At 53.1% G+C, this 16141-nt stretch carries 14 protein-coding genes; 7 read left to right on the top strand and 7 right to left on the bottom strand.

Translation table 11 applies throughout. The annotated features are described in order from the left end of the window. Positions 1-80 precede the first annotated feature (80 nt). Entirely contained in the window at positions 81-1406 is a 1326-nt protein-coding gene (gene argA, locus C9I98_RS22930; RefSeq protein WP_036821151.1) for an amino-acid N-acetyltransferase, read from the bottom strand. 268 nt (positions 1407-1674) lie between these two features. On the opposite strand from argA, the gene C9I98_RS22935 reads away from it, so the two are divergent. The 3 genes from C9I98_RS22935 (at position 1675) to tcdA (ending at position 4295) form a co-directional block, all read left to right on the top strand. Further along, on the top strand, positions 1675-2082 hold the full coding sequence (locus C9I98_RS22935; protein ID WP_036821154.1) for a DUF2850 domain-containing protein: 408 nt from the start codon (positions 1675-1677) through the stop codon (positions 2080-2082). A gap of 205 nt (positions 2083-2287) precedes the next feature. After that, positions 2288-3385 carry a murein transglycosylase A gene (gene mltA / locus C9I98_RS22940; RefSeq protein WP_107272526.1) on the top strand — a complete coding sequence of 366 codons (1098 nt, stop codon included), beginning with the start codon at positions 2288-2290 and terminating at the stop codon, positions 3383-3385. Positions 3386-3485: 100 nt separating this feature from the next. Next, on the top strand, positions 3486-4295 hold the full coding sequence (tcdA, locus tag C9I98_RS22945) for a tRNA cyclic N6-threonylcarbamoyladenosine(37) synthase TcdA (protein ID WP_107272527.1): 810 nt from the start codon (positions 3486-3488) through the stop codon (positions 4293-4295). Between the two features lie 79 nt (positions 4296-4374). Here the strand turns inward: tcdA and csdE are convergent, their stop codons facing one another. Both csdE and csdA read right to left on the bottom strand, forming a co-directional pair. After that, entirely contained in the window at positions 4375-4800 is a 426-nt protein-coding gene (csdE, locus tag C9I98_RS22950) for a cysteine desulfurase sulfur acceptor subunit CsdE (RefSeq protein ID WP_036819218.1), read from the bottom strand. Positions 4801-4808: 8 nt separating this feature from the next. Then, positions 4809-6029, bottom strand: coding sequence for a cysteine desulfurase CsdA (gene csdA, locus C9I98_RS22955; RefSeq protein WP_036819215.1), 1221 nt, complete (start codon positions 6027-6029; stop codon positions 4809-4811). A gap of 462 nt (positions 6030-6491) precedes the next feature. Between csdA and C9I98_RS22960 the strand changes: the two genes are divergently transcribed. From C9I98_RS22960 to rlmM, 4 genes are all read left to right on the top strand, one after another. Next, positions 6492-7400 carry a transcriptional regulator GcvA gene (locus tag C9I98_RS22960; protein WP_036819212.1) on the top strand — a complete coding sequence of 303 codons (909 nt, stop codon included), beginning with the start codon at positions 6492-6494 and terminating at the stop codon, positions 7398-7400. Then, a complete protein-coding gene (locus tag C9I98_RS22965; protein ID WP_036819209.1) occupies positions 7393-8070 on the top strand; it encodes an alpha/beta family hydrolase in 678 nt (225 codons plus the stop codon). Before C9I98_RS22960 ends, C9I98_RS22965 begins: the two co-directional genes overlap by 8 nt. An 82-nt stretch (positions 8071-8152) precedes the next feature. Then, positions 8153-8473 (top strand): DUF423 domain-containing protein, encoded by a 321-nt coding sequence (locus C9I98_RS22970; protein WP_051902025.1) that lies wholly within the window; start codon positions 8153-8155, stop codon positions 8471-8473. 9 nt (positions 8474-8482) lie between these two features. Beyond that, positions 8483-9565 (top strand): 23S rRNA (cytidine(2498)-2'-O)-methyltransferase RlmM, encoded by a 1083-nt coding sequence (gene rlmM / locus C9I98_RS22975; RefSeq protein ID WP_036819208.1) that lies wholly within the window; start codon positions 8483-8485, stop codon positions 9563-9565. A 105-nt stretch (positions 9566-9670) separates the two neighbouring features. Here rlmM and xni read toward each other — a convergent pair whose 3' ends face one another. The 4 genes from xni to C9I98_RS22995 all read right to left on the bottom strand — a co-directional run bounded on the left by xni (position 9671) and on the right by C9I98_RS22995 (position 16122). Further along, positions 9671-10447 carry a flap endonuclease Xni gene (gene xni / locus C9I98_RS22980; RefSeq protein WP_036819206.1) on the bottom strand — a complete coding sequence of 259 codons (777 nt, stop codon included), beginning with the start codon at positions 10445-10447 and terminating at the stop codon, positions 9671-9673. Positions 10448-10544: 97 nt separating this feature from the next. Next, on the bottom strand, positions 10545-11921 hold the full coding sequence (gene ppnN / locus C9I98_RS22985; RefSeq protein WP_036819204.1) for a nucleotide 5'-monophosphate nucleosidase PpnN: 1377 nt from the start codon (positions 11919-11921) through the stop codon (positions 10545-10547). 228 nt (positions 11922-12149) lie between these two features. Next, positions 12150-13715: a GGDEF domain-containing protein gene (locus C9I98_RS22990; RefSeq protein ID WP_107272528.1), complete on the bottom strand. Its 1566-nt coding sequence runs from the start codon at positions 13713-13715 to the stop codon at positions 12150-12152. A 127-nt stretch (positions 13716-13842) separates the two neighbouring features. Further along, positions 13843-16122 carry a tetratricopeptide repeat-containing diguanylate cyclase gene (locus C9I98_RS22995; protein WP_036819852.1) on the bottom strand — a complete coding sequence of 760 codons (2280 nt, stop codon included), beginning with the start codon at positions 16120-16122 and terminating at the stop codon, positions 13843-13845. Positions 16123-16141 lie beyond the last annotated feature (19 nt).

Genomic DNA, 16141 nt, shown 5'->3' on the forward strand with positions numbered 1-16141 from the left:
AGTGCCTTTTTGTTGGGTTTGGTTTTTGGGTTTGGGTGTTTTGGGGGGCTAACGGGCAGTGGTTGATACCTCCGCGCCCGCTATAGGTCGAGGATCAGGATTTTAGAGCGGCGCTGGAAGTTATACAGCGCCTTTTTGGCCATGGGCAATTGCTCGACCGGAGACTCGCTAAAGCCTTGCTCCCTGAACCAGTGCAGGCTGCGGGTGGTCAGCACAAAGATATGGCGTAGCCCCATACTCTTGGATTGAATCCGCAATTGGTTGAGCAGCATGGCGCCCCGGTCGCCATCGCGGTAATCCGGGTGAACCGCGACACAGGCCATTTCTGCCATTTGCTCATCGGGGAAGGGGTAGAGTGCGGCGCAACCGATGATCAACCCATCGCGATCGATAACGGTGAACTGGTTGATCTCTTGTTCTAATTGCTCGCGGGAGCGGCGGACTAGGATCCCTTCTTCCTCTAGCGGCTGGATGAGATCAAGGATCCCGCCGATGTCGTTGATAGTGGCCTGGCGTACCTGTTCGGCACTTTCCATCACAATTTGGGTGCCGATCCCGTCAAATGAAAATAGCTCCTGGATCAAGGCGCCGTCTTCCTTGTAGCTGATCAGATGGCTGCGGGGCACCCCTGCCCGGCAAGCGGTGATCGCCCCGCGCAAGAACCGCCCGGTACCGCTGTCCTCATTGTTATCGGCAACGAGCTTCTGTAGGGTTTGCTCGGCTTCAGACGGTAGCATTTCAGACCAAACACTGTTGTCTTCGCGCAGCACCCCTTGCTCAGAGCAAAAGCCGATCAGCTTGTCGGCCTTTAGCTTGATGGCGAGCTGTGTCGCCACCTCCTCGGAGGTGAGGTTGAAGCATTCTCCGGTCACTGAGCTGGCGATAGGGCCAAGTAGGACGATGGCATGCTGGTCGAGCTGGCGGTGGATGCCATCAATATCGATACGGCGGATCCGACCGCTGTGGGCATAGTCCACGCCATCGTCGACGCCAAGGGGTTGGGCGATGATGAAGTTGCCGCTCACCACATTGATTTGCGCACCGGCCATCGGGGTGTTGTTGAGCCCCATCGAGAAGCGGGCCGTGATATCGAGCTGCAGCTGTCCCGCTGCCTGCTTGGCCAGTTCTAGCGTACGCTCGTCTGTCACCCTGACGCCTTTGTGATAGGGCGTTGGGTAGCCGACTTGCTCGGCGAGGGTAGATATTTGCGGCCTGGCCCCGTAAACCACGACGATTCTCAGCCCGAGGCTATTGAGCAGGGCAATATCATTGACGATGTGAGAGAAATTGCTGTGGGCAATGGCTTCTCCGCCGAGCATGATCACGATGGTTTTGCCGATATGCGCATTGAGATACGGAGCGGATTGGCGAAACCCTTTAACCAAAGCGGTACTTCTAAGCTTCACAGTGATTGACGTCCTTGTACTGGTGCGTGCCCAAATTGAGCAGGAAGAGGTTGATGTTTATCTAATGTTATTGATTATTATGCCGCTCAAGTCAATAAATATTCACTTTGGCGTATGCAGCCGACGAATGGGGAGCATGGAAAATTACATAATAGGTTAATTTTTTTGGATAGAAGATCCCGTTATTAGGCTTTGCTGCCGCATTGAAGCACGATCGTATTTTTATTTACGTTATATTCACTGTTGCTATTCATTATGTTTATTCACCATGGCCAAGCGTAAAAATCACCTTCTAACAGCCCTGAATTATCCCAGTTTGATCATTGCCGGAATGATGACCGTCATCGCTGGGCTTGGTTTGTGGTTTTCTGGAAAGTTAGAGCAACCTTTACTTCAGCCCAAGCCTTTGCCTGATATTTACGGTGTCTGGATTGAGCAGGAGGTCGCCCCCTATGTGGCAGATAGCTTTGAGCTGAGGCCTGCCGGTGTTTTTGTGGGCGGGCGGCAGGTGAATACGAAGTTTAAGTGGGATGGCAGTGTGCTTGAATACCGGGTGGGTGATGATACCTACTCGTACTACTTCCACGCCGATCGCCTGGTGCGCCAGCAGCCGGCCCATTACATTTCCTCATTTACTCGTCAGAAATTGGACTTACGTTCTAAAAGTGGTTTCTAGCCAAGCCTCTAAAACAACCTTGTGCTGACATTGCCGTACTTGGAGTTTGCCACAATAGGGTGGTGCCCAAGTGGTGGGTAGGCATGGAATCCATGTATTTCGCTAAATGCCAGATTGGGTTAGTGTTCCGCAAGGCAGTTGGTTACACTGATGGCTAATCCCAGTATGGAACTTCATTTTTGATCTGCTATTCATAGGTTTAACTGTGTTTCGTAAAGCAACGATAGCTCTTTTGATTTTGGGCTTGGCAGGGTGTGCCAAGCCGACAGACCGAGGTCAGCAATACCTCGATAACCGTTTTGACCAGGTACTGAACCAGGTACCGGCGGTGAACTCAGACAAGCCGCAAGACTATAGCCAATTTAGCCAGCAGATGGAGAAGGTGCTGGAGCGCTCTCCGTCGATGGCTGCAACGAATCAAGCCCTGTATCGCCAGATCGAAAACTGGGCAGAGCAAAGCGGTGATCCGGCACAGCTTGGCAACTATGGTATCCAGGTCGCCCAAATGGGCGGCGGGGATGGCCATGGCAACGTGATGTTCACCGGTTACTTCTCGCCGGTGATTGAGCTGCGACACCAACCGGATGAGACGTATCGCTACCCCGTTTACGGGATGCCCGAGTGTGAAGAGCGCTGTCCGACCCGTGCCGAAATCTACAATGGGGCGCTGGCCGGGCAGGGACTGGAGCTGGGTTACAGTGATTCCATGCTGGATATCTTCATGATGGAGGTGCAGGGCAGTGGCTTTGTCCATTTTGAAGATAATGGTGAGCTAGAGTACTTCGCCTACAACGGCAAGAACGGCCACCCGTATGTCAGTATTGGCAGGGTACTGATTGAACGCGGCGAGGTACCGCGCGAGAAAATGTCGCTTAAAGCGATTGCCGATTGGGTATACCAGCAAGACGAGGCAACAGTACGTGAATTGCTGGAGCAGAACCCGTCTTACGTGTTCTTCAAGCCTAAGGACAACTTGGACGTGATGGGAACGGCCGGTATTCCGCTGCAAGCCCATGCATCGGTGGCGGCCGATCGCGAATACTTGCCAATGGGCAGTGTGATTTTGGCCGAAGTCCCTCAGCTGGACGAGGACGGAAACTGGAACGGCCAGCATGTGCTTAAATTATTAATGGCACTTGATACCGGCGGTGCGGTGAAGAAAAACCATCTTGACCTATACCATGGTATGGGCGCACAGGCGGGTATTGATGCCGGCCACTATAAGCACTTTGGCCGGGTATGGAAGCTTGGGTTGCAAGGCTCGAAGACAGAGCAACCGTGGGTGGAGCCCGTTAAGGACTGATCCCATTAGGCTAGCTCAAGCGTCGCTGGACAATTCCCCCAAGAGTGCGTATAAATCGCACTCTTTCTTTATGAATGTGTGAATACAGCGCGGATAAGCCATGCGAGAATTAGAAACCCCAGCATCAGACAGTTATAACCAGCGTTTCGGCGGCACGCGCCGTCTATACGGCAACAGCGAAGTCGAGATTTATCGTGCGGCACACGTCTGCGTGATTGGTATTGGTGGTGTGGGCTCGTGGGCGGCAGAGGCACTGGCGCGCTCGGGCATTGGCGAGCTGACCCTGATCGACATGGACGATGTTTGCGTGACCAACATCAACCGTCAGATCCATGCGATGACAGGCACCGTGGGCCAGAGCAAGATTGAAGTGATGGCTGAGCGTATCAAGCTGATTAACCCGGAATGTAAGGTTAACCTGATTGATGACTTCATTACCCCCGACAATATTCGTGAGTACATCGACGGCCGCTTTGATTACATCCTCGATGCCATTGATAGCATGAAGCCAAAGGCTGCATTGCTGGCTTACTGTAAAAGTAACAAGCTCAAGGTGATCACGACCGGTGGTGCGGGTGGGCAAATTGATCCGACCCAAATTCAAATTGCTGATCTGACCAAGACGATTCAGGATCCGCTAGCGAAGAAATTACGCGATACGCTGCGTCGCCACCACAACTTCCCTAAGAACCCGAAGCGCAAATTTGGTATTGACTGTGTGTTCTCAACCGAGCAGTTGAAATACCCGCAAGCCGATGGCTCGGTATGTGGGGTGAAGTCGACGGCTGAGGGGCCGAAGCGAATGGATTGTGCCAGTGGCTTCGGCGCCGCGACCATGGTGACGGCGACATTTGGCTTTGTTGCGGTATCCCGTATTTTGCAAAAGCTGGTGGCTAAGCATAAAGCTTAAGCGGTGGGGCGAGTTCATAAACAGAAAAGCGAGAACAGGGTTCTCGCTTTTTTTTCGGGTTTAGTAAAGGGGGATAAGGTTACCCGGCCAGCGTTTTGATCTGCTCAACGATAGCTTTTAGGCCGTTGCCGCGTGATGGGCTCAGGTGGGCCATTAGGCCGAGGCCATCAAAGTAGCCGTCGATATCAAACTGGCGGATCTGCTCGGCGGTTTTCCCCTCGTAGGCGGCGAGCACCAGCGTGATCAGGCCGCGAACGATACGGGCATCTGAATCTGCGGCAAAATGGAATACCTCGCCATCTTGCTGGTGGGCCAGCCAGACTTGGCTTTCGCAGCCGCTAACCTTTAGCTGGTCTTGCTTAAATTCCTCGGGCAGGGCTGGCAACTTCTTCCCTAGCTGGATCACGGTACGGTAACGGTCCTCCCAGCCATTGGCCGCAGCCATTTGGTCTAGAATTGTCGTGGTGGTGATTTCAGTCCCAAACGGGTGAGCAGGCAAAGTCATTGGGTCTCCTAGAGCAGGCTGCAAGCTTTGTGCAGGGCTGCGATAAAGCGTTCGACATCTTGGGCGGTATTATACATGGCTAGCGAGACACGTAATGTCCCTTTGAGCCCCAATGCGTCCATCATCGGGTGGGCGCAGTGGTGGCCTGCACGCAGGGCGATGCCCTGCTGGTCGAGCAGGGTCGCGATGTCTTGATGGTGAACCCCGTCGACCACGAAAGAGAATAGGCTGGCTTCTGGCTGGAGGCCGACAATACGCAAGTCGTCGATATCGCGGATCCCCTCGAGCGCTTGCTGGCGCAATGCTTGGATGTGGTGCTCAGCGCCCTCTCGGTCGATAGACTGGAACCAGTTGATCGCGGCGGCGAAGGCCAGGCTGCCCGCGACATTGGGGGTACCGGCTTCGAACTTGCCCGGCAACGCCGAGAATGTCGTACCGTCAAAGCTGACCTTCTCTACCATCTTTCCCCCGCCGTGCCAGGGTGGCATTGCTTCTAGCAGGGCTTTCTTACCATAAAGCACCCCAATACCTGCCGGGGCAAAAATCTTGTGACCGGAGAAGACATAGAAGTCGGCATCCAGTGCTTGGACGTCTACCTGCTCGTGGGCAACGGCTTGCGCGCCATCAATCACCGTGACAGCACCGACCTTGTGGGCGGCCTCAATCATTTCCTCGACTGGGTTGCGAGTCCCCGTGACATTGGTGACATGGGCTATGGCGACAATCTTGGTCTTGTTGCTCAGGCGCTGTGAAAATGCAGCCATGTCTAAGGTGCAGTCCGGCAGCATCGGGATCTTGACGACCTTGGCACCGGTTTGCTCGGCAACAATTTGCCAAGGCACGATATTGGCGTGGTGCTCAATCTCGCTGACAAGGATCTCATCGCCTGCCTGCAAGGTATTGCGGGCATAGGTTTGGGCGATGAGGTTTAGCGCCTCAGTGGCGCCCCGGGTCCAGATGATCTCTTTGCTGTCGGCTGCATGGATAAACTGCTGGACCGTTGCGCGGGCTTGCTCGAATTGGGCGGTGGCGCTGGCGGTGAGTGTATGGCTGCCACGGTGGACATTGGCATTGTGGCCACTGTAATACTGCTGGATGGTTTCTATCACGACCTTGGGCTTTTGGGTTGTCGCGGCACTGTCGAGGTAGACCAGGGGTTGGCCATTACAGTGCTGGTCGAGTGCCGGAAATTGCTGGCGCAGGGAAGTGATATTAAATTGGGCAGTCATGGTGAGTCACATTGCAAATAGACAAGGGTGAGATCATGCGGCGAAATTGGCTCAAGGGCAAGCTTTTCTCCCGATATGCTTTCATTCTATACCAAGCGGGATAAGGTGGTTATCAGCAGAAGGCGGAGAGGTTTGCTGTTACCAATCGAGGGAAGCCATAATTGATAACTTCGTTAGTGTTTTCTAGGCATAAAAAAAAGCACCGCGCCAAGGCGCAGTGCTAACAATAAATTTTGACAGACAGGTCAAAAATACAGGAAGTAAAATTGGTAGAAAACTACCCATCCGGCACAACCCGGATAATATGCAAACACAACATCGCAACTATGAAAAAGGCTGAAATGCCAGAGGGCGAAATCCAACCTCCCTCACCGTTGCGAGGCAAATCATATGGTTTATGTAGCACTTGAACAACGGACAATTTATAATGTTTACCATAAAAAAAACTAATGCAGGAAAAGTATGTCAAGACGTCTACCTCCACTCAATTCGCTGAAAGTATTCGAAGCTGCCGCTCGGCACCTGAGTTTTACCCGCGCAGCGGAAGAGTTATTTGTCACACAAGCCGCTGTAAGCCACCAAATTAAAGCCCTTGAGGAATTTTTGGGGCTCAAATTATTTCGTCGCCGTAACCGCTCTTTATTGCTAACCGAAGAAGGTCAGAGCTACTTTCTCGATATAAAAGACATCTTTTCTGCAATCTCAGATGCCACTGATAAGGTCTTGGAACGCGGCGCGAAAGGTGCGCTAACCATTAGTTTACCTCCTAGTTTTGCGATTCAATGGCTGGTACCTCGATTAAGTGATTTTAACGAACAGCATCCTGATATCGACGTGCGGATCAAGGCGGTGGATCTCGACGAAGGCTCACTCACCGAAGACGTGGATGTGGCCATCTATTACGGTCGTGGTAATTGGCCGGGGTTGCGTGCCGACAAGCTTTACCAAGAGTTCCTGCTACCGGTTTGCTCGCCGATACTGTTGAACGGGCCCAAGCCGCTGCGTTCACTCGAAGACTTAAAACTGCATACCCTGCTGCATGACACTTCGCGCAAGGAGTGGAAGAACTATGTTCGCCACCATGAAATCGAAGGGACCAATGTCAACCAAGGGCCGATTTTCAGCCATTCCACCATGGTGTTGCAGGCCGCCGTGCATGGCCAGGGCATTGCGCTGGGTAATAACGTGCTGGCACAGCCCGAGCTGGAAGCCGGGCGCCTGGTGTGCCCATTCGACGAAGTGCTGATGAGCAAGAATGCGTTTTACCTGGTTTGCCAGGAGAAGCAGGCAGAGGCCGGCCGTATCCAGGTATTCCGCGATTGGGTATTGGCCAAGGCGGCCCGCGAGCAAGAGGATATGCCAGATGTCTGATAATCCAACCTATTTGATTGACGGCCCGGGTCAAGATGACGCCGTCGCGACCTTCTTGTTTGCCCATGGGGCGGGAGCAGGCATGGACCATGCCTTCATGGCCGAAGTTGCAAAAGGGCTGGCCCAAGCCGGGATCCGGGTGATCCGCTTTGACTTCCCCTATATGATCAAGCGCCGCGAAGATGGCAAGAAGCGCCCGCCAGATAGGCAGCCTAAGCTATTGCTGGACTTTCAGCGCCATATCGATGCCCATGCCGGTGAAAAGTTGGTGATTGGCGGAAAATCCATGGGGGGGCGAATGGCAAGCCTGATGGTGACGGAAATTGCCGATGAGTCGCCCGATGTGGAAAACTGCGCAGCGAAAGTGAAGGGGGTGGCTTGCCTTGGCTTTCCCTTCCATCCTCCGGGTAAGCCGGAGAACTTCCGTGGCGAGCATTTGAAAACCATCACCACGCCAACCTTGATCCTGCAAGGTGAGCGTGACACGTTTGGCACCCGGGCAGAGGTGGAAGCGTGGCAATATGCTGATTGTGTCGAGACAACGTTCTTGCCTGATGGCGATCATGGCTTCAAGCCCCGAAAGGCGTCGGGTTATACCGAAAGCGGCAATATTGCCAAGGCGGTAAAGGTGTTGGCGGCGTTTATCAAGGAGTGTGCCGGTGAGCAGTAATGGATTGAATACCCCCACTACGCGAAGTTCGTGGTCGCGCGGGTTATTGGTATTTGCCGCATTAAGCGGGGCAATCACAGTGATGCTCGGTGCCTTTGCCGCGCATGGATTAAAATCCCAGTTACCGCCATATTTGCTCGGGGTCTTCGAGACCGGGGTGCAATATCAGGCTTGGCATAGCCTGGCGATTTTCGGTTGTGCAATATTGGCACGCATTCTGTCGTCAAAAGCGGTATTATACGCAGCCCTGTTTTTTGCAGTGGGTATTGTATTCTTCAGTGGCAGCCTTTATGCGCTGGCATTGACGGGTATTAAGTGGTTTGGCCCCATCACTCCGATGGGAGGCGTCTGTTTTATTATTGGCTGGGTGGTACTTGCAGTGGCCGCCTGGCGCTCAGCTTGAGGGTTGAAAGTGAATCAAGTTCTGTTGTACTGCCGTCCCGGCTTTGAGAAAGAATGTGCCGGTGAAGTTCAAGACAAAGCGAACAAGTTGGAGTTGTATGGCTTCCCTCGGGTGAAGAACAACTCTGGTTATGTTGTGTTTGAGTTTTATCAGGCAGGGGATGCTGACAAATTCATTCAACTTCAGCCTTTTGCCGAGCTGATCTTCGCCCGTCAAATGATTGCGGTAGCAACGCTGCTGACGGACTTACCGTCGGAAGACCGCATCACGCCGATTATGGAGTCGCTTGAAGACTTCCCGCGCTGTGGTGATTTGCGTATCGAGACCCCAGACACCAACGAAGCCAAGGAGCTATTGAAGTTCTGCCGTAAGTTCACGGTGCCGTTGCGCCAGGTGATGCGCAAGCAAGGCGTGCTGTACGCCAAAGACAACCCGAAGAAGCCGGTATTGCATATCTGCTTCGTTGCGCCGGGCTGTTGCTATGTGGGTTACTCGTACACGTTTAACAACTCACAGTTCTTTATGGGGATCCCGCGCCTTAAGTTCCCGTCCGATGCACCAAGCCGTTCGACGCTGAAGCTTGAGGAAGCCTTCCACGTCTTTATTCCACGCGACGAGTGGGATGAGCGCTTGGCGCCGGGGATGTGGGGCGTTGACTTGGGCGCATGCCCTGGTGGTTGGACGTATCAGTTGGTGAAGCGTTCGATGTTCGTCCACGCGATTGATAACGGTCAGATGGCCGAAAGCCTAATGAACACCGGCCAGGTTAAGCACCATGAGGTTGATGGCTTTAAGTTTGAGCCACCACGCAAGAACGTGACCTGGATTGTGTGTGATATGGTTGAAAAGCCGGCCCGCGTAGCCCACCTAATGGGCGATTGGTTAATCAAGGGGTGGGCGAAGGAAGCGATCTTCAACCTGAAGCTGCCAATGAAAGGCCGCTATGATGAGGTACTGCAGGACATCGAGAACCTGAAGGTATACCTGATCCAAAATGGCGTGAAGTTCAACCTTCAAGCTAAGCACTTGTATCATGACCGCGAAGAAATTACCGTTCATGTGCAATGCCTGGATAATCGCTCACCGCACTAATAGCCACAGCGGTGTTATGAGTGATCCCCGAACCTGTTTCGGGGATTTTTGTATCTATGCCTTGAGCCTCAGCATCGCCTTGAGCCTCAGCATCCCAGTGAAAAACTAGTCCCTCGCCTCATAACGAATATCTTGCAGGTTAAAGCCGAGCTGGAGATCTGTTTTCAGTGAGGCCACCTGCTTACTGGCAAGCGCCAGCTCTTTGTTTTCAGACACTTTCTTTTGCCACTTTTTCGGTAGATCGTCTGCTTCTAGGATCGCCTCAAGGTTGGGGTAGGTCGACAGCAACTCTACGGCGGCTTTGGGGCCGATCCCCGGAATGCCGGGGATTTTGCTGGAGCTGATCCCGGCGAGCCCCCAGTAGTCAGCCAGCTGCTCGGGTTTGACACCAAATTCCTTTTCGATAAACGGGCTATCAAGCCAGCGTTGCTGGAAGTAGTCGCGGATCATCAAGGTTGGTTGCAGCAATTGGCAGTAGCCCTTGTCGGTAGAGATAATGGTGGCTTGCTGACCGCGCGAGGCAACCTTCAAGGCCAAGGTCGCGACGAGATCATCGGCTTCATCACCGTCCGATAGCAGCGAGTCGATCCCCATTTCCATGAATGCATCTTGGATACTGTCCATCCCGGCCAATAGCTCTTCCGGCATCGGCTTACGCCCTTCCTTGTAGTGGGGCAGCAAGTCGGCCCGCCAGCCGCGATCTTCACCGTGATGGTCGAATACCGCTACGATATGGGTTGGCTGGCTACTCTTGATAATTTTCCCCAGGGCCTGACAACAGACTTTGGCTGTATTCTGGACATCAGGCTCGCCGTGCTGGGCGGCATGCACGCGGCGGATCAGGTTGAGGGCATCAATAATAACTAGGTGGATAGACGACATGGCGTAAACCGTTTGGCTGTAAAAATAAAAAGGGGCGCTAAAGCCCCTTATTGTACGCGTAGTTGCCAAGCAGTGTCACTGCTGTTGTCTGTGCCTGTTATTTGGCAATAGGCATTGGTGCGGTGATGATTTCATAGCAAGGCTCGTACTTGGTGCCTGGCAATTTCATCCGTTGCTGTTCGACGAATTGCTTGAGCAATTTGTCCATTCGCTTCATCAGCGCAACGTCACCATTGATTTTGAAGCGTCCCTTGCGCTCAATTTCTCGGATCCCTTCTTCCTTGACGTTACCCGCAACAATGCCCGAGAAGGCGCGGCGCAGGTTGGCGGCGAGGTGCTCCGGCCTTTGGTTCATGTGCAGATCTAGGCTGGCCATTGACTCATGGGTAGGTTCGAACGGCAACTGGAACTCTGGCGGGATCTTGAGCGACCAGTTATAGCTATAGGCATCCCCCGTCGCCAAGCGGTGCTCCTTGATCAGCGGCATGGCCGACTTCATTACCCGTGCGACTTCGGCAGGATCATCAATGATAATCTTATAATGCTTGGTTGCCTCCTCGCCGAGCGTATCGCGCACAAAGCTGTCGAGGGTACGGAAGTAGGGCTCGCTTTCTTTGGGGCCGGTCAACACGAGCGGTAGGGGTTGGGCGGCATTCTCCGGATCCATCAGGATCCCCAGAATGTAGAGCAGCTCTTCGGCGGTGCCCGCACCACCGGGGAAAATCACGATGCCGTGGCCAAGGCGGACAAAGGCCTCCAGGCGTTTTTCGATATCCGGCATGATCACCAATTCATTGACGATTGGGTTTGGTGGCTCGGCGGCAATGATCGACGGCTCGGTCAAGCCGATAAAGCGGCTGTTGTAGTAGCGCTGCTTGGCATGGCCGATCGCCGCGCCCTTCATTGGCCCCTCCATGGCGCCGGGGCCGCAGCCGGTACAGATGTTAAGCTCGCGCAGGCCAAGCTCATTACCCACTTCACGGGTATATTGGTATTCAGTAGGATTGATGGAGTGGCCACCCCAGCAAACCACGATGTTCGGATCTTCGCCTGAGCGAACGGTTTGGGCGTTGCGCAAGACGCTAAAGACAAAGTTGGTGATATGCGGCGCACTGGTTAGGTTGATGTCCTTGCGTTGCTCGACGTGCATGTTGACGTAGACGATGTCGCGCAACACCGAAAACATGTGTTCTTGGATACCGCGGATGATCCGGCCGTCAACAAACGCATGCTCTGGCGGGTTCATCAATTCCAGCTTAATGCCGCGTTCACGGCGCATCACATTGACGTCGAAGCTTTTGTTTTTTTCCAGTAGTTCTTTCGAGTTGTCGGTATGGCTGCCAGAGTTGAGCACGGCCAATGAGCAGTTGCGGTACAGGCGATAAATATCACTGGATGCGGTGGCCTTGAGCAAATCCACTTCGTGTTGTGAAAGTAGGTCCATTGCACCTACCGGGCTGATGTGTGTGATCATGGTTACCTCCCTGGTCATGATAAGGCGGCGGTAGTCACGGGTTAATTCATTGTAGGAAGAATGGGTGAATACTGCCGGAAGAAAGCAGAAGGTATATTCTGTTCCTTGGTGATCAGCCAGCGAAAAAGACCAAGTAAATAAGTGGTATTAAGTGACTGATATAATTACACCATACACAGGGAAGATGATTTTTGCCAGAAATTGGGCGGGAATACGCGAGCTAGAAAGTTAAGAAATCCACAACAGGCGGTTGTTGCCCGTTCTGCGGGCACCGGAGAGTGCCTTGCTGGTTCGCTCGATGATATTCGACGGGGTATCGTTGCCTTCAAACAAGGTTGCCCCGATAGAGATGCTGATGCTGACATTCTGATCGCGAAAGCGGAACGGGAGTTGGGCGATGGTTTCGCGCACCTTGTTCAGTCGGGTCACGCGCTCATTTTCACTGACATCCGGCAGGATCACCATAAATGCATCATCGGCAAAGCGGGCAATAAAGTCCGTATCCGCTAGTTGCTGGCGTATAGTCTTGGCGATGATTTTCAGCACCTTGTCGCCGGCTAGGTGGCCAAACCGGCTGTTGATTTCACCGAACCCATCGATGTCGATCATGGCGACACACACCGAGTGTTGATAGCGAAGCCAGCGGCGGTATTCGTGTTCAAGGCGATCGTTGAGGGCGGCGCGGTTATAGACTTTGGTCAGGTTATCCAAGAACATCCGGCGCTCTTGGTCATTGAGCCGCTGGCGGTAGTCTTGGGTTTGCTCGAACAAGGTTTGGATCTTGTTCTCGTTGTAGCTTAGCTGCTCCAGCAAAGCCTTCTCGCGTTTTTCGAGCGCCTTGTTGCGCTCGGCCAGTACGAGCAGCTCCTTGGTCAGGCCGGTGAGTTCCGGGCGCCAGTTATCCAAGTTCTTGTTGTCTTTTAGCCCGCTTCGGATCGAGCTGGCAATGTCAGCCAGTTCGTTGGTCATGTCGCTGCGGTGTTCGTATATGGCAGAACTTTGGCCGGCGCTTTGGCTGGTGGTTTTCTGCAAGGTCGCAAGATCGCTGTTTACCTTGTCCAAGAACTGTTGCGAAGAGCGGCGCTCTTGGTTGGTGCCATCCATGACCAAGCGCAGTATTTCCAGTGATAGCTCAATCAGGGTTGATGGGGCGACACCGATTAACAGGCGGTTGCGGATAGACAGCAGTTTATCGCCAGCCTCGCCATCAAAATCAAGCTCGGTGATCAGGTGTTGCAACTCGGCGGTGAGCTGTAACTGAAGATCTTGGTCGACATTGCCCGGGTGTTGGCTGGCCGCATCATGGTTGGATGATGAAATAAGCTTGAGTGAACGTTCGTACAATGCCATCAGCTTGATAGCTTGCTTGTGGGTGGTGGCTAAGGTGTCTGCTGGCTGGCTAAGAAGGTTGCGTAAATCGCGCTTGAGTTGGACCGGTAAGCCGGGAAGCCGCCGAAGGACTTCGCCACTTTGTTGGACTTGCTGGCTGAGGTGCTGGTTTTCGGTTTGGGCGAAATCCGCCTGCTGGGTGACCAGGCGTTCGACAACCGCCAGCCTTGGGATCAGCTTACTGATATCCTTGTGTTGCTCTAAATCACTGCGAAGCGAGGTAAGCTTGTCATCCAGTTCGCTGTCCAACCCACGGCATGCAATAGACAAGCGACTAATTAAACGCTTTAGGATCACTATCTCACGGCGTGACTTGAGCGATGCGTCACGGTAAGAGAGTTGAGCTTGGTCCAAGCGCAGCTTCACTTTACTCAGTTCGGAGGCCACGGCGTTTATATCAGTCACGTTGGTGCAAAGTTACCTTAGGTTTATTCCATCAGTTAAAGCTTATTTCAGTAGCGAAAATTAATGCTAGCAGAATCACTTGTTTCATTTATTCATTTCGACACTAAGTGATGATAAATTTAGCACTTTAACTGATATTTTTATCAGAATCGTGATCGTTATTCCAAGCTATTTCTGTAATTGTTGAACTTTGTACTTTGACCAGCCCGTTATTGATGCCCTGAATACATGCCAAGCGAATGTTATCGCTGGCAAAGCTTGCAGCCGGGGCTGCCTCTATGGCACTGAGGTGCACCCACTGGCTTCCCGATTCCTTTTTGCTGACTTCGCGGGCGGCATTGGTGGCCATCAGCAAGATATCAAGCAGTTCATGATCGTTAATCGCGGTATAGGCACGTGGCAGGAACGGGTATTCAGCCATGCCGATGCGGATCCGGTTGTCGATGTACTTGTGTTCGACGAAGCTATCAATTAGCTGTTGCAGTGAGTTGGCCAGTTGCTCCGGTGCCGTATCAAGGCGCGAGTTTGGCTCGATATACAGGAACATGGCATCAGAGAAGTGATAAAGGCGGGCAGGGCCACACACTTGCTTCTTCAGGTATTCACCAAATTGCCTTTCGATATCTAGCCCCTGCTGGTAGCCATGCTTGAGGTAGATGTGTTTGAGGAATGGCACCTCAAACAAAGCAAAGCGCAGGCGGTCGCTCAATGGCTCGTTGATGATTTCGCCAAGGTGCCATTGCTCGAAGTGGGCGCTGCTCTGTTGCAAAGAATTAGGCAGCTTCACGGTTAGCATGCGAAGGTTGCGCAAGCCACTGCGAGGATGGGTGTAGAACTCGGAGCGCAAGCGCAACAGCCGGCCTTGAAGCTGGCTGGCAACACGGTGGCGGCGTAGCAGAACGATTAGCGTAACCAACAAGAAGCAGATCAGGAAAATGGTGATGTTCTTTTGTTTGTAGAGTGCCTTTTCGCTCTCAAACTGCTGGCGCTCCATTTCCTCTAGGTGGAGCGAGCGCTCCAGCATCCGTTGCTGCTGCTTGAAGACTTCGACGTTGCTCTTTACCTGCGCTTGTTGCTGGGTATTGAAGAGTTGCTCGTAGCGGCGCTGGCTCAACAAGGCATTGTAGTAGTCGGTTTGCTGCTCAAAGGCTTTCGATAGCTCCATCTCGCCTTGCAGCTGCAGGGAGAGGTTGTTGGTGCGGCTAGCTGCGATCAGCCCGGCCTGCAAGGTGCTGATCGCCTGTTCCGTTTTGCCTTCCAAACGTTCAAGCTGCCCCTGGAGGATCTGTGCCTCGGTCTGGATTTCATCGTCGCCGGTTTGGGTCGCCAGCATCCGGGTGTGGTTCAGGTATTGCTCGGTCTTGGGGTAGTTGTATAGCTGGAGATAAACCCTGGCAATGTTCAGCCTCAGGCGAGCCGAGCGGATATTGCGGTGCAATTGGTTTTCTTGGTCGAGGGCATTGAAATAATGCACCAAGGCCAAGTTGAAGCGGCCTTGCTGCTCATAAATCGAAGCAATGAGCTCAAGGGTCTTCGCCAAGGGCTTGGCCCGGTTATAGTGCTCGAAGAACTCGCCGGCCTGGGTAGCGTGCTCCAACGCTTTGTCGAACACCTTCCTTTCTTCAAACAGGGCGGCCAATTGGTAGTTGGCGATGGCAGTTTTCGCTTGATCGTCTTGCTCGACCGATAGCCAATAGCCGCTAAGCAGGCTATCGAGTGCCAAATCGAAATGGTCATGGGCAAGGTAGTGTTGGCCGATAGCCAGTTGAAAATTGATCAGCTCGCCCTTGTCCTCAAGGCTCATTAGGTAACGCTTGGCCTTGCTAAACAGTTTTTCAGCCTCGCTCTCGTTGTTGAGGCTAGACTCCACTCTCGCCCGTTGCATCAGGGACTGGTATTGCAGCCGCTTGACCTGGTTGGTGAGGTTGAGCGCTTCCGAGCCTTCGATCTCTTTATCGATCTGGTTCAGCATTGCCAGGGCGCGGGCACTGTTTTTTAGGTTGTTCCAGTAGATGTTGGCATGGATAAGCCGGCTTTCAAGGTGGGTGAAGGTGAGTTCATTTTCAAGCGCCAGCTTTTCCGCTTCCTTGATGCTCTTGAGGGCGTTATCGGGTTGGTTAAGCAGTGAGTAGGCCCTGGCGTTGATCTGCAGGGCATTCACCGTGCTTAGCGGTGTGCGGATCGTGTGATCGGCTTCTTCGTTGATATGAACACGAGAAACTTCTTTCGGGGTACTTAAATGGCGCTGGGAAAGATAGCGCTGGGTGATCTTTAGGGATTGCTCTGGGCTGGTGAGCAGGAGATCGTTGGCTTCTGCCAGAATTGGCGTGGTATAGATTTTTGCTTGAACGCTAAAAGAGGCAATAAAGACGAGCAGCAAGCTGCAAAGCCAACGGCTAAAAGACATACATTTCAAAGACCCAATA

The sequence above is a fragment of the Photobacterium sanctipauli genome, assembly GCF_003026495.1.
GTDB lineage: Bacteria > Pseudomonadota > Gammaproteobacteria > Enterobacterales > Vibrionaceae > Photobacterium > Photobacterium sanctipauli.